Source organism: Bacillus sp. FSL R5-0659, from assembly GCF_038008785.1.
Lineage (GTDB): Bacteria > Bacillota > Bacilli > Bacillales > Bacillaceae > Bacillus > Bacillus safensis.
This window is the reverse complement of record NZ_JBBOZU010000001.1, coordinates 3,273,247-3,288,390: the sequence shown is the minus strand read 5'-3', so window position 1 is coordinate 3,288,390 and position 15,144 is coordinate 3,273,247. Positions and strand designations below refer to the sequence as shown.

Below are 15,144 nucleotides of genomic sequence, written 5' to 3'. Positions count from 1 at the left end.
AAATGAGGCATGTGTTTGATATTCTTCACATGCCTCATTTATCTTTATTTTGCAGATACCCTTGAATAAAGACCATCCGGAAAAGGTGCTGCATATGAGATGATTTCATCTTCTTCTACCATGATGTAATACGGAAATTCTTCAATTTGGAATGTGTCTATCATTTGTTCGTCCACTGGGATAATTCGCATGTTGGTTTTATTATCACGATATAATTCTTGATCCTCTTTTTGCCCATTCTTTAGCAAAATACTAAATGAAATGTCTAATTTACGCTGCTTTTTCGTTTCTAGGAATTGTTCAAGTGATGGAATGCAATGCGGACATGATGTATCAGTGAAAATAAGCAGCTGATGCTTACTGTTGGTTTGCAGTAAATCATTCACTGGAATAGGTGCTGGTTTTTCAAGCAGCGGATGCACTAGTTTTTGTCCAACATGCTGTATCGGTAAGATGATCAGTTCCATTTGTTGTTTTAAATAGATGATGACTCCGATCGTTAATAATAGGCTGCAAAGAATAAGAGTGAGCTGTAAAAGTAAGATTGCATTCATCGTATATCGTCCTCTCAGAGTGAAGTTACGCAAAGCTATCATAATACAAATATCAAAAATATGTCAATTATACTAAATGGTGTAAGGTGGAGCGTTTGATGAGTACAGTGAACCATTGTCTATATGCAATCTCCTATACTTGGAAAAGAAGTCGATCTTATCTTCTTCTTACCTTATTGATCCAAGTAATCGTTGGTTTTATGCCTTTGGCTAGTGTTTGGATTATTCAAACTTTGATTAATGAAATTATTTTATTCATGACGTCTTCAGGAGACATTCAAAAGGTTTTGTGGTTATTTGGACTGCAAATGGTCATTGTGGTTTTAGGATATGGGCTTCAATTCGTTCTTCAGCTTAGCCAGCAGAAAGCGACAAATTTGATTGGTCTGCATTTGAAGGGTGAATTACTTCAAAAGGCGATTAGGCTGCCGTTTATTACATTTGAACACCCTTCTTTTTACAATGAAAGTCAACGTGTGATGAACAGTCATCAGCATGTTCTGAGTATGGTTAGAAGTATCTTTACAATCATGAGCGCATTGATTACTGTTGTATCACTTCTTATCTATATGATCGGAATCCATTGGGGCTTGGCGGTCATTCTGATCGTGTTTACCCTACCTGTCTTGTGGATTGAGCTTTTCTTTGGAGGAGCGCGTTATCAATTAAACCGCATGTTAACTGCCAATGACCGCAGAGAAATGTATGTGTCCGATCTTGTCGCGCAACGAGATTCATTGAAGGAGATCCGTTTATATGGAATCGGGGATTATCTTCTTCAGAAATGGAAAGGTCATTATGTAAAAAGTGCAGATGAAAAATATAAACTGCTTAAGCGGCAAGTTCGCTGGGAGATGGCGGGCGGATTGCTTATGACATTTTCCTATGTATGCTGCGGTCTTTTTATTGTCTTTCTTATTTTTCAAAAAAAATTAGCTGCTGGGACATTTGTCGCTGTGCTGCAAGCGGTGCAAAACATCCAAAGTGGTTTTCAGGACTTAACAAGAGAATGTTCTAGTTTATATGAAACAAGTCTTTATGTTGATGAAATGAGAGTTTTTCAAAAGAGAGAAGAAGAAATTCATGAGCAGGTAGAAGAGGGGGCATCGCTTCGGAAGATCGAGTCTATTCAGTCCATTACACTTGAAAATCTCTCATTTACTTATCCGAATATGAAAACACCTGCCATTGAGCATATACATTTTCATATCAATAAAGGTGAACGTATTGCATTGGTGGGGGATAACGGATCAGGTAAAACCACCTTGATCAAATGTTTGACCGGTTTATATGATCCAGATCAGCCGAATATGCAAAAAGTCAACGGTGAGTCTATTTCTACTATTCAAAAAAAGTCATATCATGCGAGAATGGCTGTTCTTTTTCAAGATTTTATGAAGTACGAGTTGACTGTGAAAGAAAACATCGGGTTTGGCCGTATTGATCATATAGACGAGGAAGAGCGGATGATCTCAGCTGCAAGGCAAGCAGGCATAGAGAAAAGAATTCATCAAATGGAAGAAAAATATGATGCACAGCTTGGCCGGTTTTTTGAAGAAGGCCATGAACTGTCTGGCGGACAATGGCAAAAGCTCGCGATGGCTAGAACCTTCTTTAGAGAGAGTGATTTTATCATTTTAGATGAACCGACTTCTGCTCTTGATCCACTCTCGGAAATTTCACTCATTCGAAAGCTATTCGATCACACGCAGGATCAGGGTGTCTTGTTTATCACACATCGAATGGGAGCGGCCCGTTTAGCAGACCGTATAATCGTAATGAAAGATGGTGCTTTCGTTGAAGAGGGGAACCATAATGAACTGATGGTGTTGAACGGAGAGTATAAAAGGCTTTACGAGGCACAATCTCAATTATTTCAACAAAAGGAGATGGCGTAAGGTGAGTGTCTTTTATTATATAGGTGTCTATTTACTAGGGATCATTTTTGCGGGTGCATGGTTTGATAAAGTGAAAAAACAGACGGCACATATGCAGCAGATGGATGCTTATCGGCTGTTGCCTCCTTCTTTCACGGCACCCATGTTTTATTTGTTTTTAACTGCTGAATTGGTTTGTACTGGTTATTTGTTCATATGGCACATGACTCTTGTACCGGCGATTGGTCTTACAGCACTTTTATGTATTTATACTGGAGCGGTGACCTTCAATTTATTGAGAGGACATCGTGATATTTCTTGCGGTTGTGGTGGACTGCTTGATAATGAACGCCTTCACTGGGGAATTGTGATTCGCAATGTGTCGATGCTGGCTCTTGTGATCGGATTGTTTTATGTGCATTCCTATGTAGAAACCATTCCATGGCAATATAACATTATTTGTTTTCTCATTGCCGTGGCTGTCTCTTTCATGATAGCGGTGGGTCAAGAAGTCTTAATGTTTAAAAGAAAATGGATCAATCAATTTGAATTATTTATAGAAGGAGACGATGTGAAATGACAGATATTCTATTGATTATTGTGTTATTCATTGTCATTGCTCAGCTGGCTGTGATATTTTTGCTCGCCCGTTTTATCGGAAAATTTATGAATAAAATTAAAACCCTTGATGGAATTGAATTAAAGGAAGCGGATGTGGGGGATCCTGCACCGTTATTTCGAAGCTATTCCCATTTAGGGAAGAAGGTCATTTTGAAGGAATATTTTCAAAGTGGGAGTGCTGTGATGCTGTTATTTGTAAATTCTACTTGTATGACGTGCAAAAGTATTTTGGCAGATCTGCAGCAGCAAATCGCTGGCGATGATACTCAATTCATTATTATTAATGGAGATGAGCAGGCGGATGATACGCCGATCCTTGAATTGCTTCCGTCCCAAGCTGTGTATACGCGTTCTTCACAAATTATGGAGTTGTATGGGGTAACGGTTGTTCCACAAGCAATTCTCATTGATGAACATGGTATCATTCTGCAAAGAAAATCTCTTCAAAATGCGAAACAGTTTGAACAGCTGTTACATGCGTCATAAAAAAGCGTCTCTTTGTCAGGGAGACGCTCATTTTATAATTCTTTTCCTAGGATATCTAAATCGTATCTGCTGCCGTCCATTTCTGCGATGCGTGGCAGGTGGCCCCATGTCTCAAAGCCGTGCTTTTTAAATAGTCGAATGCTGGCTTCGTTGTGCCCGAAAATAAAGGCAAGTAACGTTCGAATGCCTAATGAAGGTGCTAAATCAATGGCTTCTTGTAAGAAAAGTGAGCCTAAGCCTTTTCCTCGATAGTCTTGGTTCAAATAGATACTCATTTCAACGGTCCCGTTGTATGCAGGTCTACCGTAAAATGTTTCAAAGCTCAGCCAGCCGTAGATAATTCCATCCTCATCTGTTTTCACATAGAGAGGTCTTTTTTCGGAATGATTCAAAAACCATTGCCGGCGGTCCTCAACAGAAACTGGTTCTGTATCAGCGGTCACTTCTCTTGAAGCAATGGTTGAATTGTAGATATCAACGATCGCTTTGAGGTCATCTTCTGTTGCTATGCGGTTGAAAGTTTTCACAATTAAGTCCCCCATCTTTTTTTCATTTATCATACATATTATTGATGCGATTGCGCAAAATAAAAAGAAAAATGATTTCGTGTGTATATATTTTTTGAAAAGTGTTCAGAATGTTGCTGAGGTGATGAAAAATGAGAGAGGAAGAAAAGAAACGTACTTCCAAAATCACAAAAGTTCAGCAATTTTTCCGTAAGCGCTGGGTATTCCCTGCTATTTACTTGGTCAGCGCAGCGGTCGTGTTAACAGCCGTTCTTTGGTATCAAGCTGTATCAAAAGATGTGAAAGACCAACTATCTGATGGAAATCAAACAGGGCAAGAACAGCGCGATGATGCTGTTGAAGTTGGAAAGCCAATTGAAAATGTCGCAATGCCGGTCCAGAATTCTGATAATGTTTCTGTCGTGAAAAAGTTCTATGAAGCAGATGCTGACCAAAAAGAAAAAGAAGCAGCACTTGTAAACTATAATAACACCTATACCTTGAGCAAAGGTATTGATCTTGCAGATAAAGATGGCAAAGTGTTTGATGTCACAGCTGCTCTTAGTGGAACAGTGGTTCAAGCGAAAAAAGATCCAGTTCTTGGTCATGTCGTTGAAATTGAACATGAAGATGGATTATCAACTGTCTATCAATCGTTGTCACAAGTGAGTGTTAAAGAAGGCGATGAAGTGAAGCAGAATGATGTCATCGGTGCTTCTGGTAAAAACCTATATGGCGCTGAAAGCGGCAACCATGTGCATTTTGAAATTCGTATGGAAGGTTTAGCGCTTAATCCGCTTAGCTTCATTGACAAGCCTGTTTCTACGATTGAAAAAGCAGCGCAAGAAGTGACGGAACAAGCAAAAGAACCTGCTCAGCCAAAGACTGAGGAAAAAACGAAGGAACCTGCTGCTGAAGATAAAGCCAAAGAGCCAGCTGGAGAAAAATCAGAAGAAAAGTCTGATGAGAAGGGGAAATCCTCTGATCAAGAAAAGTCTTCTGATTCCTCTAAAGACAGCAGTCAGTCAGAAGAAACAAAACAATCTTAATGTCTTCAAGGTCCTCTGTGTATATAAAAATATGCAGAGGTTTTTTTCTGCTTAAAAAGATCCTCCGCCACTCGGCGGAGGATAAACTATAGGGCGGCAGGTCCTTCTTCACCTGTCCGAATGTTGATTGTATTCGCTATCTCATATATAAAAATTTTCCCATCCCCTGGTTCGCCTGTACGAAGTACCTTTTGAGCTGTTTCAACGACCTGTTCGACAGGTACTTTGCTTAGGACGATTTCGATCTTTAATCGTTCGTACACGTTGCTTTCTCTTTTGACACCGCGGTATAGCTCTGTATGTCCCTTTTGTAAGCCGCAGCCGTGTACATTTGAAAAGGTAATCGAGGTGACACCAATCTTTCCAAGCTCCACCTTTAATGTTTCAAAATTAGCTGGACGTGTGACAATCTCCACTTTATACATTTTGCTCATAGAGACACCCCTTTTTCTTTAATCTTGATAAGCTTTTTCACCGTGCATGGTTAAATCAAGACCCACGGATTCTTCTTCTTCGGTTGCACGAATTTTGAAGAAGACATTGACCAACTTGATGATCACGTATGTCACAACGGCAACAAAAGCGTACGTGGCAACAATCGCGACCACTTGCTTCCAAAGTAAGCTGGGATCTCCGTAAAATAAGCCATTGGCTCCACCGTCATTGACAGAAGTTGTGGCGAAAAGTCCTGTTGCAATTCCTCCCCAAGTACCGCCAATTCCGTGAAGGCCGAATGCGTCTAGTGCGTCATCATAGCCAAATTTGGCTTTGAGAGAAAAGACGCCCCAGAAACAGACGATCCCGCCAATGAATCCTATTATAATAGAAGCAAACGGTGTAACAAAGCCTGCGGCAGGTGTAATGGCGACAAGACCTGCGATGGCTCCAGAGATCGCGCCGAGCATAGTCGGTTTTTTGTTGATCATCCACTCTACTAACAGCCAGCCGATGATTCCTGCAGCAGCGGCTGTATTGGTGTTAATAAAGGCAAACATGGCCACGCTGTCTAATGTAAGAGCACTCCCCACGTTAAAACCAAACCAGCCAAACCAGATGACAGCTCCGCCGAGAAGAGTGTAGATCAAGTTATGCGGAGAAGAGCTTGCTGCGTCTTTACGCTTCCCGAGCACAATCGCCACGACAAGACCCGCAACACCGGATGAGATGTGAACCACGTTTCCGCCTGCGAAGTCAAGCGCACCCATCTCGCCAATCCAACCGCCGCCCCATACCCAGTGTGCGACTGGAGCGTATACAAATGTGACCCAAAGGAGTGTAAATACAACGACTGCTGAGTAGCGAATCCGTTCAGCGAAGGCACCTGAGATGATGGCTGTTGTTAAGACGGCAAAGGTCATTTGGAACATCATGAACAATGAATGTGGAATGGTCTCGCTATAGGAACCGGGCTCAAAGCCTACGCCTTTCAGGCCAACCCAGTCTAATCCTCCGATCCATGCATTGCCTGGTGCAAAAGCTAAGGAATAACCGAATACGATCCATACGATTGAAACGATCGCTAGTGACGTTAAGCTGTGCATGGTTGTGCTTAACACGTTTTTACTTCTCACGAGTCCTCCGTAGAATAAAGCTAAACCCGGTGTCATTAACCACACGAGTAGTGCGCAGAAGAACATAAATACTGTATCACCCATTTGCATGCTGCATTCCCCCGAATCATTCAGAATTATTGTTTTCTTAATTCTTCATTATAGAGAGAAAAGTCATATATAACATATACATGTAAGTTTATCTAACATGGTTTTTTGGTTAAGTTCAATATAAATGGATGAAAAGTTCGTAAAAAATGAGCAAAAACGTCAGTTAAGCACTAAAAATGAAGGGCGTTTGACCTATAAAATGGAGCTGAGAAACAGTTTTGTACGTTCCTCCCTAGGAGAATCAAACAATTCCGAAGGGACGCCTTCTTCGACGATGCGGCCCTCGTGCATGTAGACGACACGATCAGCAACTTCTTTCGCAAAGCCCATTTCATGTGTGACAATGACCATGGTCATGCCTTCTTTTGCGAGGCTTTTCATCGTTTGCAGCACCTCGCCTACAAGCTCTGGATCAAGGGCAGACGTAGGTTCGTCAAATAACATGACATCAGGCTTCATAGCGAGAGATCTGGCGATGGCTACACGCTGTTTTTGACCGCCTGATAGTTTAGAAGGATATACGTTGGCTTTATCTGCAAGTCCGACTTTTTCTAACAAGGTGATGGCTTCGGCGATGGCTTGCGCTTTTTTTGTTTTTTTCACCATGACAGGCGCTTCGATGATATTTTCAAGAACAGTTTTGTGCGGAAAAAGATTAAAATGTTGAAACACCATTCCTATTTTTTGTCTCATTTCGTTTAATTGGTCGCGCTTTGGATGAACAGGACTGCCATCGATGATGATATCTCCGTCATTTTTTATTTCTAAAAAGTTCATACAGCGGAGCAAGGTGCTTTTTCCAGAACCGCTTGCGCCAATTAAGACGACTACATCATTTTCATAAACGGTGAGATCGATATCTTTTAAAACATGAAGCTCTCCAAAGTATTTATTGAGTTTTTCAACACGAATGACTTCCTTTGATTCTGTCATACTACTCCTCCTATTGGTCACTGGCTGATAATTTCTTCTCAAAGGTTTGGACAGCGAATGTTAACAGCAGGACAAGAACTAAGTAATAGACGGCTACAACAAGTAAATACGTCATATTATCAAAGCTGTTGGAGCCTTGCGTGGTGGCGATGTTAAATAGTTCATTCACACTAATAAAGGCGGCGAGTGATGAATCTTTTAAACCGATAATGAACTGGTTGCCAAGAGGGGGGAGGGCGCGCCGCATCGCTTGCGGGAGAATGATGCGCCTCATGGTTAAAAAACGACCCATGCCAAGAGAGCGTCCTGCCTCTTTTTGCCCCTGATCGATGGATTGGATGGCGCCTCTAAATATTTCGGCTATATAGGCGCCATTATGAAAGGCGAGCGCAATGGAAGCAGCCCAGAAGTCGGGTATATTCAATTCTGTGAGACCGAAATATAGGATGAAAATTTGAACAATAAGTGGTGTTCCGCGTACAAGAAAGATATAAGCATTGGCAATATAACCGAAAACGGCTATGCGGGATATTTTCAATAAAGCAAAGAAGAGCCCGATGAACATACCGATGAAGATGCTGATCACCGTGAGCTGTAAGGTGATCAGCATTCCTTCTAAGAAAATGCCTCTAGAATCAATGAGTGTCTGAAAAAAGTGTGCTAAGGTAGGCAAAACAATCATCTCCATTTGAAGAAAGTGCGCCTATAAAAAGGCGCACAATCGTGGTTTTAATCTTGTTTGACCGTGATGTCTTCATCAAAGTACTTTTCGCTAATTTGTTTTAATGTTCCGTCTTTTTTTAATGCATCAATCGCATCGTTGATCTCTTCTATGAGCTGTTTATTTTCTTTTGATACAGCAATTGCCTGCTCGCTTTGTCCGAGTCTTTCCTGCGCTGTGATTTTCAATTTTTTCTTCATCGCTTCTGCACCTGTGGCGAAATCTGTCACGACTGCATCGTGTTTTCCGTTGGCTAGTGCTTCTAAGGCGACGACATCACTATCATAATATTTTGGTTCTTTCCCGCTATGTTCCTTTGCAATATCAGCGTAGGACGATCCTTTTGATACAGCAATTTCTTTGTTTTTTAAGTCATCAGCATGTTGAATGTCTGCTCCAGGTCTTGTGAAAATTTGCGGACCAGAGTAGTAATAGGGCTTAGAAAAAAGGACGTGTTTTTTTCGTTCCTCATTGATGGTATGACTTGCAACTGCCGCATCAAATTTACCTGCTTTCACACCTTCGACAATGCCTGCGAATTTATATTTTTTCTGTATAGGTTCGAGGCCTAGTTTGTCACTAATCGCATTGCCTACGTCGATATCAAAGCCGGACATCTGATTTCCATCCATGTAACTAAACGGATGAAATTCACCTGATGCTGCAAAAATAAATTTTCCATCCTCCAAAATTGGCGACCCTTTCGCTGTAGAATTACGTTTATCTCCGTTCCCATTTGTTTCATTTGAACCACACGAAGACAGAAGTAATACTGCAACCGAGAAAAGGGCTGGGACCCAAAACCGTCTTTTTTTAATAATAAGCTTCTCCTCCTTTTCAGCCGTTCTCCCTGTAAGGAGAAAGTAGGCTTTTAAATATGAAATGAATATTACCATCTCTACCTCATATTCTCAATTTTATATGTGCTTTTCCAAAAGCCGCCCTTTTTAAAATGTATGTCTAGCTTTTCCGAGAGAGAACTCGATTTGATCAGGGTAAAAAAGGGAATTGAATCTCATAATAACGGGAGGATGGGCAAAGAACATGCCAGAAAGAGGAGTAGTGTATGCACAAGTGGAAAGACAATCGAAAAGTTTTTTTAACCGCTATTGCCTTTGGAACGATGTTGAATCCGCTGAATTCATCAATGATTGCTTTAGCCTTGCATCAAATTCAGCATGAATTCGGTTTGTCGTTTACGACTGTATCTTGGCTTATTTCTTCTTTTTATTTAGCCAGTGCAGTGACGCAGCCAGTGAGCGGCCGGATTGGGGATCATGTCATGAGCCGGAGAACCTTATTTTTATTCGGTCTCGTTCTTGTCGCAGTCTCAGCCATCTGCGCGCCGTTTGCTCCGACGTTTGCGGTGCTGATTGTGATCCGTCTGTTACAGGCGATTGGAAGCAGTGCCATTTATCCCTCTGGGGTCGGACTCATTCGGGATCATATTCAAGAAAGACAGGCTTCTGCGTTAGCGGTATTATCCATTTTTGCTTCAGCGATGACGGCACTTGGGCCGACGCTTGGCGGATTTTTGATGACCATTGGCGGCTGGCCGGCTATCTTTTTAGTGAATCTGCCGTTTATTTTGATCAGTTTCTTTCTCGGTCTATTGTTGTTTCCGAAGGAGCAGAAGAAGAGAAAGCTGCGCATAGGCGAAACCGTGCGAACACTCGATTTGCCAGGGATGCTTCTTTTTACTGTCTGCATTGTTCTCCTGCTTTCATTTTTATTATCACTCGGTGATGGCATTCAATATGTTCAAGGCATTCTTTGTCTCCTGAGTGCAGGCGCTTTTATTTGGTGGGAGTATCAGGTGGATGAACCGTTTATTCAAATACGGATGTTCAGAGAAGAGCAGCGGCTGTCACTTGTGTATGTGCAATTTATCATCTTAAATATCTTTTTCTATTGTCTCTTTTTTGGTTTGCCGAGTTATTTTCAAGATGAGTTAGGCTGGCGTGTGGAGATGACGGGTCTTTTTATGCTGTGTATGTCAGGGGTGAGCATTATTGTGTCGCCTCTGACAGGAAAGTGGGTAGATCGCGGGGATGAACGCCATCCAGTTTTAGCGAGTGCAGTATTGATGCTGGCTGGAGCGTCTGCAATGACTTTCTTTTTTATTCCTGCGCCATTATGGGGGAAAGGATTGGTTCTAGCGCTGCTTGGACTCAGTTATGGAATTGGGAATGTTGCGCTTCAAGCTGCGATGCTCAAGGCAAGTCCTCAGCAAATGATTGGCACGTCCTCTGGACTTTTTCAAACATGCCGCTACCTTGGTTCCATTCTGTCATCTGCTGTGCTTGGCATGCTCTTTGGGGATGAAATTGCTGGTTCTCATTTTGCGCAATTAGGCTGGACGTTGATCATCATTTCTCTTATTGGCATTGGTGTCAGTCTATATTTTTCAAGTATGGTTAGAGGGAGACAGCCAATAAAAAAAGCGGCACGATAAGTGAGAGAAGAATCTTCATCACGTTATCGCAAGGCCGCTTAAGAGTTGGACAGGTCTGAGCCCTGATCCTTTGTCTTCCTTCTGAAAATTTTCCCCACAATTGTCTCATAAAATGTCACGATACGATCAATAGGAGAGTCAAAGAACTTCCATAATTTATTCATGATAAAGACAACCACAATTGATACGACTAAGCTGCCTAAAACATCAAATGGATAATGATGACCAACCCAGATGCGGGAGAATCCTGTGAGTAATCCAAAGACGAGCAAGATGTTGCCGAGCTTTTTATTACGGGATCGAATGGCTAATGAAAGAGCCAGTGCACCTGTTGTATGGTCACTTGGGAAGGAAGCGTCTGCTGAGTGCGGGATGAGTGTGTCGACTTTATGCGCCACAAACGGCCGCTCTTCATAATGAAACAATGTAATGGCAAAGTTGACGATAAGTGCTGCAATGCCTGTTACACCGGAAAAGAAGACATGCTTCTTAAATTTGTGATTCCCTAAAAACCAGCAAATCAATAAGACAAGGGCATACACAAGAATGGCCTTTTTCGTAATGAATATCATGGCCTGATCTAAAAACTCAGAATGGTGAGCCATCCCGTGTATGACTTTAAACAATTCGTAATTCAAAACATCACCTATACTTTCGCTTAATGCCAACTATTTTTCAAAAAAGCCTGTATGCTCTATTTGAAATATCCTATATTTTAGCATGTTTCCGGTGAAGTTTAAAATAGTATCCTTTTATTCTGAAAGGGAGACCTTTTGTGCTTTTGCTTCCTGGGGTTTTCGTTCGCTCCAATAAAAAACGCCCATACTCAGTAAGACCACAATACCCGCAATGAGGTACACATTTGAAAAGTCTGTGAAGCTGACAAGGAGTCCAAAGACAAATGAGCCAGCAGCAATACCCGTATCATACAGGGTGAAGAAAGTGGCCGTCGCATATCCTGTACGGTGAGCTGGTGAGTGCTGAATCGCAAGAGTTTGTAAACATGGCACGAGCGATCCGTAGCCAAGTCCAATCACAGCGCCTGATAGAAGAAGCATTGTGGCTGAATGTGTCGCTGTCAGCATCCATAAACCAATGGCAAAAAGGGCAATCGAAGGATAGATCACAACGTGAGCTCCAACTCGGTCAAAAAGTCTGCCTGTAAATGGACGTGATCCAAGCATTGCAGCCGCAAACACAATAAAGAAATAACTGCTTGCACCCATCAAATGGAGTGAATTGGCATAAACTGAAATAAATGAAATAATCGGCGAATAACAGAAGGAAATAATGATGCCGACGGCCGCTGTTTTTAATGCGCCTTTTTCAAACAGGTGAGAAAACGTGAATCGGAAGACGATACTTCCACCGTTTTCAGGCTCTGGCTGTCTAATCAGCATCGTAAAAGCGGCTCCGATCGTTACGATAATGGAAAAGAGAAGAAATAAGGAATGAAATCCTATTTTTCCTACTTGATTCAGTGCGATAAATGGACCGATGACAACAGCGAGGTTCATGGACATCACAAAGTATCCGAGTCCTTCCCCGCGTTTATGTTTCGGGATCATATCAGCCGCAATGGCACTGGCTACTGTCGTCAAAATACTAAAAAAGATCCCTTGTACGAAACGCAGTATAAGAAGCGTTTGGAATTGATCAATTGGGATGTATAAATAAGTGAGTAAGGCAAAGGCCGTAGAAGAGAAAATCGCCATCTGTTTTTTGCCGAATTTCTCAATAATGGCGCCCGAGAAAGGTCTTGTCACAATGGCAGATAATAAGAAGACCGTCACAAGCAGGCCGCCCTGTGATTCTGTTCCATTTAGTTCATCCATTGTGTAAATGGGCAGTAATGTCAAAAGGGCATAAAAAGAGGTGAACGTAAATAAATTCACCAGGACAATCATAATAAAGTCTTTTGTCCAAATACGTTCGTTCATGATGTATGTCACTTCCTATTCAGTTGATAATTTGTGTAAAAGTGTATGGAGGAGTTGTTTTTCTTCGTAGGTAAAATCTGAAAGACATTCTTCTTCAAATTGTTCCATCGTGCGTTTGATTTCTTCAAATCGGGCTTTTGCATCATCTGTCATCACGATCAGATTCTCACGTTTGTCTTTTCCTTGTACACGTTTTACCCAGCCGTTTGCTTCTAAACGGGTGACGGTTCTGGTGATCGTCGGTGCTTCGACGTTCAAATATGTCCAGATATCTTTTTGGGTTTTCGGGCCGAATGTATCCAAACAAAAAAGCACAGTCCACTGGGACATGTACAAGTCATAAGCAGCAAGCGCTTCGTTCGCCTTTTTAGACAGCAGTCGTGCGCCTTGATGTATTTGATGTAAACACTCTCTATTTAACGTATCCATATGCTCACCTTTTTTAAATATTTAGCTAGGTAAATAAATTCACCTTTTCTATTTTACGTGCTGAATCCTTTCTTGTAAAGTGAAAATTTTCGCGCCCCGAAATGATTTTTTGTTTTGCCTTTTCTGATAAATCCCTTGTCCCATCTTCATTTTTAGCATATTCCCTATTCAATGCTAATACACTGTTACAAACCTGACAAAGAGAGTGTTTGAGGTGAGGGATCGTGTTTGGCATTTACTACCTAATGGATGAGAAATTACGACGAACAAGCGCCGCTGAAAATGGATAATCTTCATACGGATCTCATTTCACACTTCTCACATCCATTTTAGGGAGGTCGAGTGGTGTGCACGATTACATCAAAGAGCGAACAATCAAGATAGGAAAGTATATCGTGGAGACAAAGAAAACCGTTCGTGTTATTGCGAAAGAATTTGGAGTCTCTAAAAGTACTGTACACAAGGATCTAACAGAAAGACTGCCAGAAATTAATCCAGATCTGGCTAATGAAGTGAAGGAGATACTGGATTATCATAAATCAATCCGCCACTTGCGAGGAGGAGAAGCCACCAAGTTAAAGTATAAAAAAGAAGAAATTTTAGAAGGCGAGCCTGTGAAACAGTAAGCTTAGTTCTTTGTTCATAAACATGATATATATATCTTCCTCATATCGGTAGTTTCTAACCACAAATTTTGTAAAGACTTTTGTAAAGAAATATCTTTTTTTCTGCAAATTATGATAGAATATATAATTAGGGCAGAATGTGGTATTTGCTATGGAAACAGATTTTCAAGGAGGATATATATAGATGTTTGCTAGGGATATTGGAATTGATCTTGGTACTGCCAATGTACTGATTCATGTCAAAGGAAAAGGAATTGTGTTAAATGAACCATCTGTGGTAGCTCTTGACAAAAACAGCGGGAAAGTTTTGGCTGTTGGAGAAGAGGCTAGACGTATGGTTGGACGTACGCCTGGGAATATTGTTGCGATTCGTCCATTAAAAGATGGCGTAATTGCTGATTTTGAAGTAACTGAAGCGATGCTCAAGCATTTTATTAACAAATTAAATGTGAAAGGGCTATTCTCTAAGCCGCGTATGCTCATCTGCTGCCCGACAAACATTACATCTGTTGAGCAGAAGGCGATCAAAGAAGCTGCTGAAAAAAGCGGTGGTAAGCATGTATTTCTTGAAGAAGAGCCAAAAGTAGCAGCCATTGGCGCTGGTATGGATATTTTTCAGCCAAGTGGAAACATGGTCGTAGATATTGGAGGCGGAACGACAGATATCGCTGTCATCTCAATGGGTGACATTGTAACCGCCTCTTCTATTAAAATGGCTGGAGACAAATTTGATCTGGAAATTCTAAACTACATTAAAAAAGAGTACAAGCTGTTGATCGGTGAGCGCACGGCTGAGGATATTAAGATCCAAGTTGCAACGGTATTCCCAGACGCACGTCACGAAGAGATTTCAATTCGTGGTCGAGACATGGTGACAGGATTACCAAGAACGATTACCGTCACAAGCAAAGAAGTAGAAGAAGCATTGCGTGAATCTGTATCTGCGATTGTTCAGGCTGCGAAACAAGTTCTTGAGAGAACACCGCCTGAATTATCAGCTGATATTATCGATCGCGGCGTCATTATTACAGGTGGCGGAGCTCTTCTAAACGGGCTTGATCAATTGCTTGCTGAAGAGCTGAAAGTACCGGTTTTCGTTGCTGAAAATCCAATGGACTGTGTAGCAGTTGGTACTGGCGTGATGCTTGATAATATGGACAAGCTGCCAAAGCGTAAACTCAGCTAATGATTTCCCTCATTCTTTTTAGAAAGAATGGGGGATTTTTATTAAAGAACCCTGCTAATTAGCCGATATATTTCATAGAAGATTGTGTTTAGGTCATGTG

The 15,144-nt window shown here is 41.4% G+C and carries 17 protein-coding genes; 7 read left to right on the top strand and 10 right to left on the bottom strand.

The window, feature by feature from the left end:
* Positions 1–44: 44 nt before the first annotated feature.
* Complete coding sequence (locus NSQ72_RS17045; protein WP_341084743.1) at positions 45–554, bottom strand: thiol:disulfide interchange protein; 510 nt, start codon at positions 552–554, stop codon at positions 45–47.
* A gap of 98 nt (positions 555–652) precedes the next feature.
* Here NSQ72_RS17045 and NSQ72_RS17040 point away from each other — a divergent pair, with 98 nt between their 5' ends.
* The 3 genes from NSQ72_RS17040 to NSQ72_RS17030 are packed head-to-tail and all read left to right on the top strand — an operon-like array spanning position 653 to position 3,538.
* Positions 653–2,452 (top strand): ABC transporter ATP-binding protein, encoded by a 1,800-nt coding sequence (locus NSQ72_RS17040; RefSeq protein ID WP_341084741.1) that lies wholly within the window; start codon positions 653–655, stop codon positions 2,450–2,452.
* A 1-nt stretch (position 2,453) separates the two neighbouring features.
* The gene (locus NSQ72_RS17035) at positions 2,454–3,011 is read left to right on the top strand and encodes a MauE/DoxX family redox-associated membrane protein (protein WP_064497927.1); all 558 of its coding nucleotides are present in this window, start codon (positions 2,454–2,456) and stop codon (positions 3,009–3,011) included.
* Positions 3,008–3,538, top strand: a complete 531-nt coding sequence (locus NSQ72_RS17030; RefSeq protein ID WP_341084740.1) for a TlpA family protein disulfide reductase — start codon at positions 3,008–3,010, stop codon at positions 3,536–3,538. The genes NSQ72_RS17035 and NSQ72_RS17030 overlap by 4 nt, the downstream gene beginning before the upstream one ends.
* A gap of 32 nt (positions 3,539–3,570) precedes the next feature.
* Here NSQ72_RS17030 and NSQ72_RS17025 read toward each other — a convergent pair whose 3' ends face one another.
* Complete coding sequence (locus NSQ72_RS17025; RefSeq protein WP_039182054.1) at positions 3,571–4,080, bottom strand: GNAT family N-acetyltransferase; 510 nt, start codon at positions 4,078–4,080, stop codon at positions 3,571–3,573.
* A 116-nt stretch (positions 4,081–4,196) separates the two neighbouring features.
* Between NSQ72_RS17025 and NSQ72_RS17020 the strand changes: the two genes are divergently transcribed.
* Positions 4,197–5,093, top strand: a complete 897-nt coding sequence (locus NSQ72_RS17020) for a peptidoglycan DD-metalloendopeptidase family protein (protein ID WP_034281210.1) — start codon at positions 4,197–4,199, stop codon at positions 5,091–5,093.
* 86 nt (positions 5,094–5,179) lie between these two features.
* Here NSQ72_RS17020 and NSQ72_RS17015 read toward each other — a convergent pair whose 3' ends face one another.
* The 5 genes from NSQ72_RS17015 to NSQ72_RS16995 form a co-directional block, all read right to left on the bottom strand.
* Positions 5,180–5,527: a P-II family nitrogen regulator gene (locus NSQ72_RS17015; protein ID WP_039182051.1), complete on the bottom strand. Its 348-nt coding sequence runs from the start codon at positions 5,525–5,527 to the stop codon at positions 5,180–5,182.
* Positions 5,528–5,545: 18 nt separating this feature from the next.
* On the bottom strand, positions 5,546–6,754 hold the full coding sequence (locus NSQ72_RS17010) for an ammonium transporter (protein ID WP_039182048.1): 1,209 nt from the start codon (positions 6,752–6,754) through the stop codon (positions 5,546–5,548).
* A 192-nt stretch (positions 6,755–6,946) separates the two neighbouring features.
* Entirely contained in the window at positions 6,947–7,687 is a 741-nt protein-coding gene (locus NSQ72_RS17005; protein ID WP_341084738.1) for an amino acid ABC transporter ATP-binding protein, read from the bottom strand.
* Between the two features lie 10 nt (positions 7,688–7,697).
* Positions 7,698–8,375, bottom strand: a complete 678-nt coding sequence (locus tag NSQ72_RS17000) for an amino acid ABC transporter permease (RefSeq protein ID WP_212043454.1) — start codon at positions 8,373–8,375, stop codon at positions 7,698–7,700.
* 41 nt (positions 8,376–8,416) lie between these two features.
* On the bottom strand, positions 8,417–9,304 hold the full coding sequence (locus tag NSQ72_RS16995; RefSeq protein ID WP_039182039.1) for a transporter substrate-binding domain-containing protein: 888 nt from the start codon (positions 9,302–9,304) through the stop codon (positions 8,417–8,419).
* Between the two features lie 170 nt (positions 9,305–9,474).
* Here NSQ72_RS16995 and NSQ72_RS16990 point away from each other — a divergent pair, with 170 nt between their 5' ends.
* Entirely contained in the window at positions 9,475–10,863 is a 1,389-nt protein-coding gene (locus tag NSQ72_RS16990; RefSeq protein WP_341084735.1) for an MFS transporter, read from the top strand.
* 38 nt (positions 10,864–10,901) lie between these two features.
* Here NSQ72_RS16990 and NSQ72_RS16985 read toward each other — a convergent pair whose 3' ends face one another.
* From NSQ72_RS16985 to NSQ72_RS16975, 3 genes are all read right to left on the bottom strand, one after another.
* Complete coding sequence (locus NSQ72_RS16985) at positions 10,902–11,501, bottom strand: undecaprenyl-diphosphatase (RefSeq protein ID WP_024423699.1); 600 nt, start codon at positions 11,499–11,501, stop codon at positions 10,902–10,904.
* A 114-nt stretch (positions 11,502–11,615) separates the two neighbouring features.
* Positions 11,616–12,803: an MFS transporter gene (locus NSQ72_RS16980; protein ID WP_039182032.1), complete on the bottom strand. Its 1,188-nt coding sequence runs from the start codon at positions 12,801–12,803 to the stop codon at positions 11,616–11,618.
* Positions 12,804–12,818: 15 nt separating this feature from the next.
* A complete protein-coding gene (locus NSQ72_RS16975; protein ID WP_024423697.1) occupies positions 12,819–13,232 on the bottom strand; it encodes a MarR family winged helix-turn-helix transcriptional regulator in 414 nt (137 codons plus the stop codon).
* Positions 13,233–13,579: 347 nt separating this feature from the next.
* Here NSQ72_RS16975 and spoIIID point away from each other — a divergent pair, with 347 nt between their 5' ends.
* Both spoIIID and mbl read left to right on the top strand, forming a co-directional pair.
* Entirely contained in the window at positions 13,580–13,858 is a 279-nt protein-coding gene (spoIIID, locus tag NSQ72_RS16970) for a sporulation transcriptional regulator SpoIIID (RefSeq protein ID WP_008343327.1), read from the top strand.
* Between the two features lie 184 nt (positions 13,859–14,042).
* The gene (gene mbl / locus NSQ72_RS16965) at positions 14,043–15,044 is read left to right on the top strand and encodes a cell shape-determining protein Mbl (protein WP_007497573.1); all 1,002 of its coding nucleotides are present in this window, start codon (positions 14,043–14,045) and stop codon (positions 15,042–15,044) included.
* Positions 15,045–15,144: the final 100 nt, after the last annotated feature.

Bases quoted from the DNA above. Each gene is read 5' to 3' on its own strand.
- NSQ72_RS17025 (WP_039182054.1), bottom strand. From the start codon at position 4,080: ATGGGGGACTTAATTGTGAAAACTTTCAACCGCATAGCAACAGAAGAT.
- NSQ72_RS17040 (WP_341084741.1), top strand. From the start codon at position 653: ATGAGTACAGTGAACCATTGTCTATATGCAATCTCCTATACTTGGAAA.
- mbl (WP_007497573.1), top strand. From the start codon at position 14,043: ATGTTTGCTAGGGATATTGGAATTGATCTTGGTACTGCCAATGTACTG.
- NSQ72_RS17010 (WP_039182048.1), bottom strand. From the start codon at position 6,754: ATGCAAATGGGTGATACAGTATTTATGTTCTTCTGCGCACTACTCGTG.
- NSQ72_RS17045 (WP_341084743.1), bottom strand. From the start codon at position 554: ATGAATGCAATCTTACTTTTACAGCTCACTCTTATTCTTTGCAGCCTA.
- NSQ72_RS16995 (WP_039182039.1), bottom strand. From the start codon at position 9,304: ATGGTAATATTCATTTCATATTTAAAAGCCTACTTTCTCCTTACAGGG.
- NSQ72_RS17000 (WP_212043454.1), bottom strand. From the start codon at position 8,375: ATGGAGATGATTGTTTTGCCTACCTTAGCACACTTTTTTCAGACACTC.
- NSQ72_RS17020 (WP_034281210.1), top strand. From the start codon at position 4,197: ATGAGAGAGGAAGAAAAGAAACGTACTTCCAAAATCACAAAAGTTCAG.
- NSQ72_RS16980 (WP_039182032.1), bottom strand. From the start codon at position 12,803: ATGAACGAACGTATTTGGACAAAAGACTTTATTATGATTGTCCTGGTG.
- NSQ72_RS17015 (WP_039182051.1), bottom strand. From the start codon at position 5,527: ATGAGCAAAATGTATAAAGTGGAGATTGTCACACGTCCAGCTAATTTT.
- NSQ72_RS16990 (WP_341084735.1), top strand. From the start codon at position 9,475: ATGCACAAGTGGAAAGACAATCGAAAAGTTTTTTTAACCGCTATTGCC.
- NSQ72_RS16975 (WP_024423697.1), bottom strand. From the start codon at position 13,232: ATGGATACGTTAAATAGAGAGTGTTTACATCAAATACATCAAGGCGCA.
- NSQ72_RS17030 (WP_341084740.1), top strand. From the start codon at position 3,008: ATGACAGATATTCTATTGATTATTGTGTTATTCATTGTCATTGCTCAG.
- NSQ72_RS17005 (WP_341084738.1), bottom strand. From the start codon at position 7,687: ATGACAGAATCAAAGGAAGTCATTCGTGTTGAAAAACTCAATAAATAC.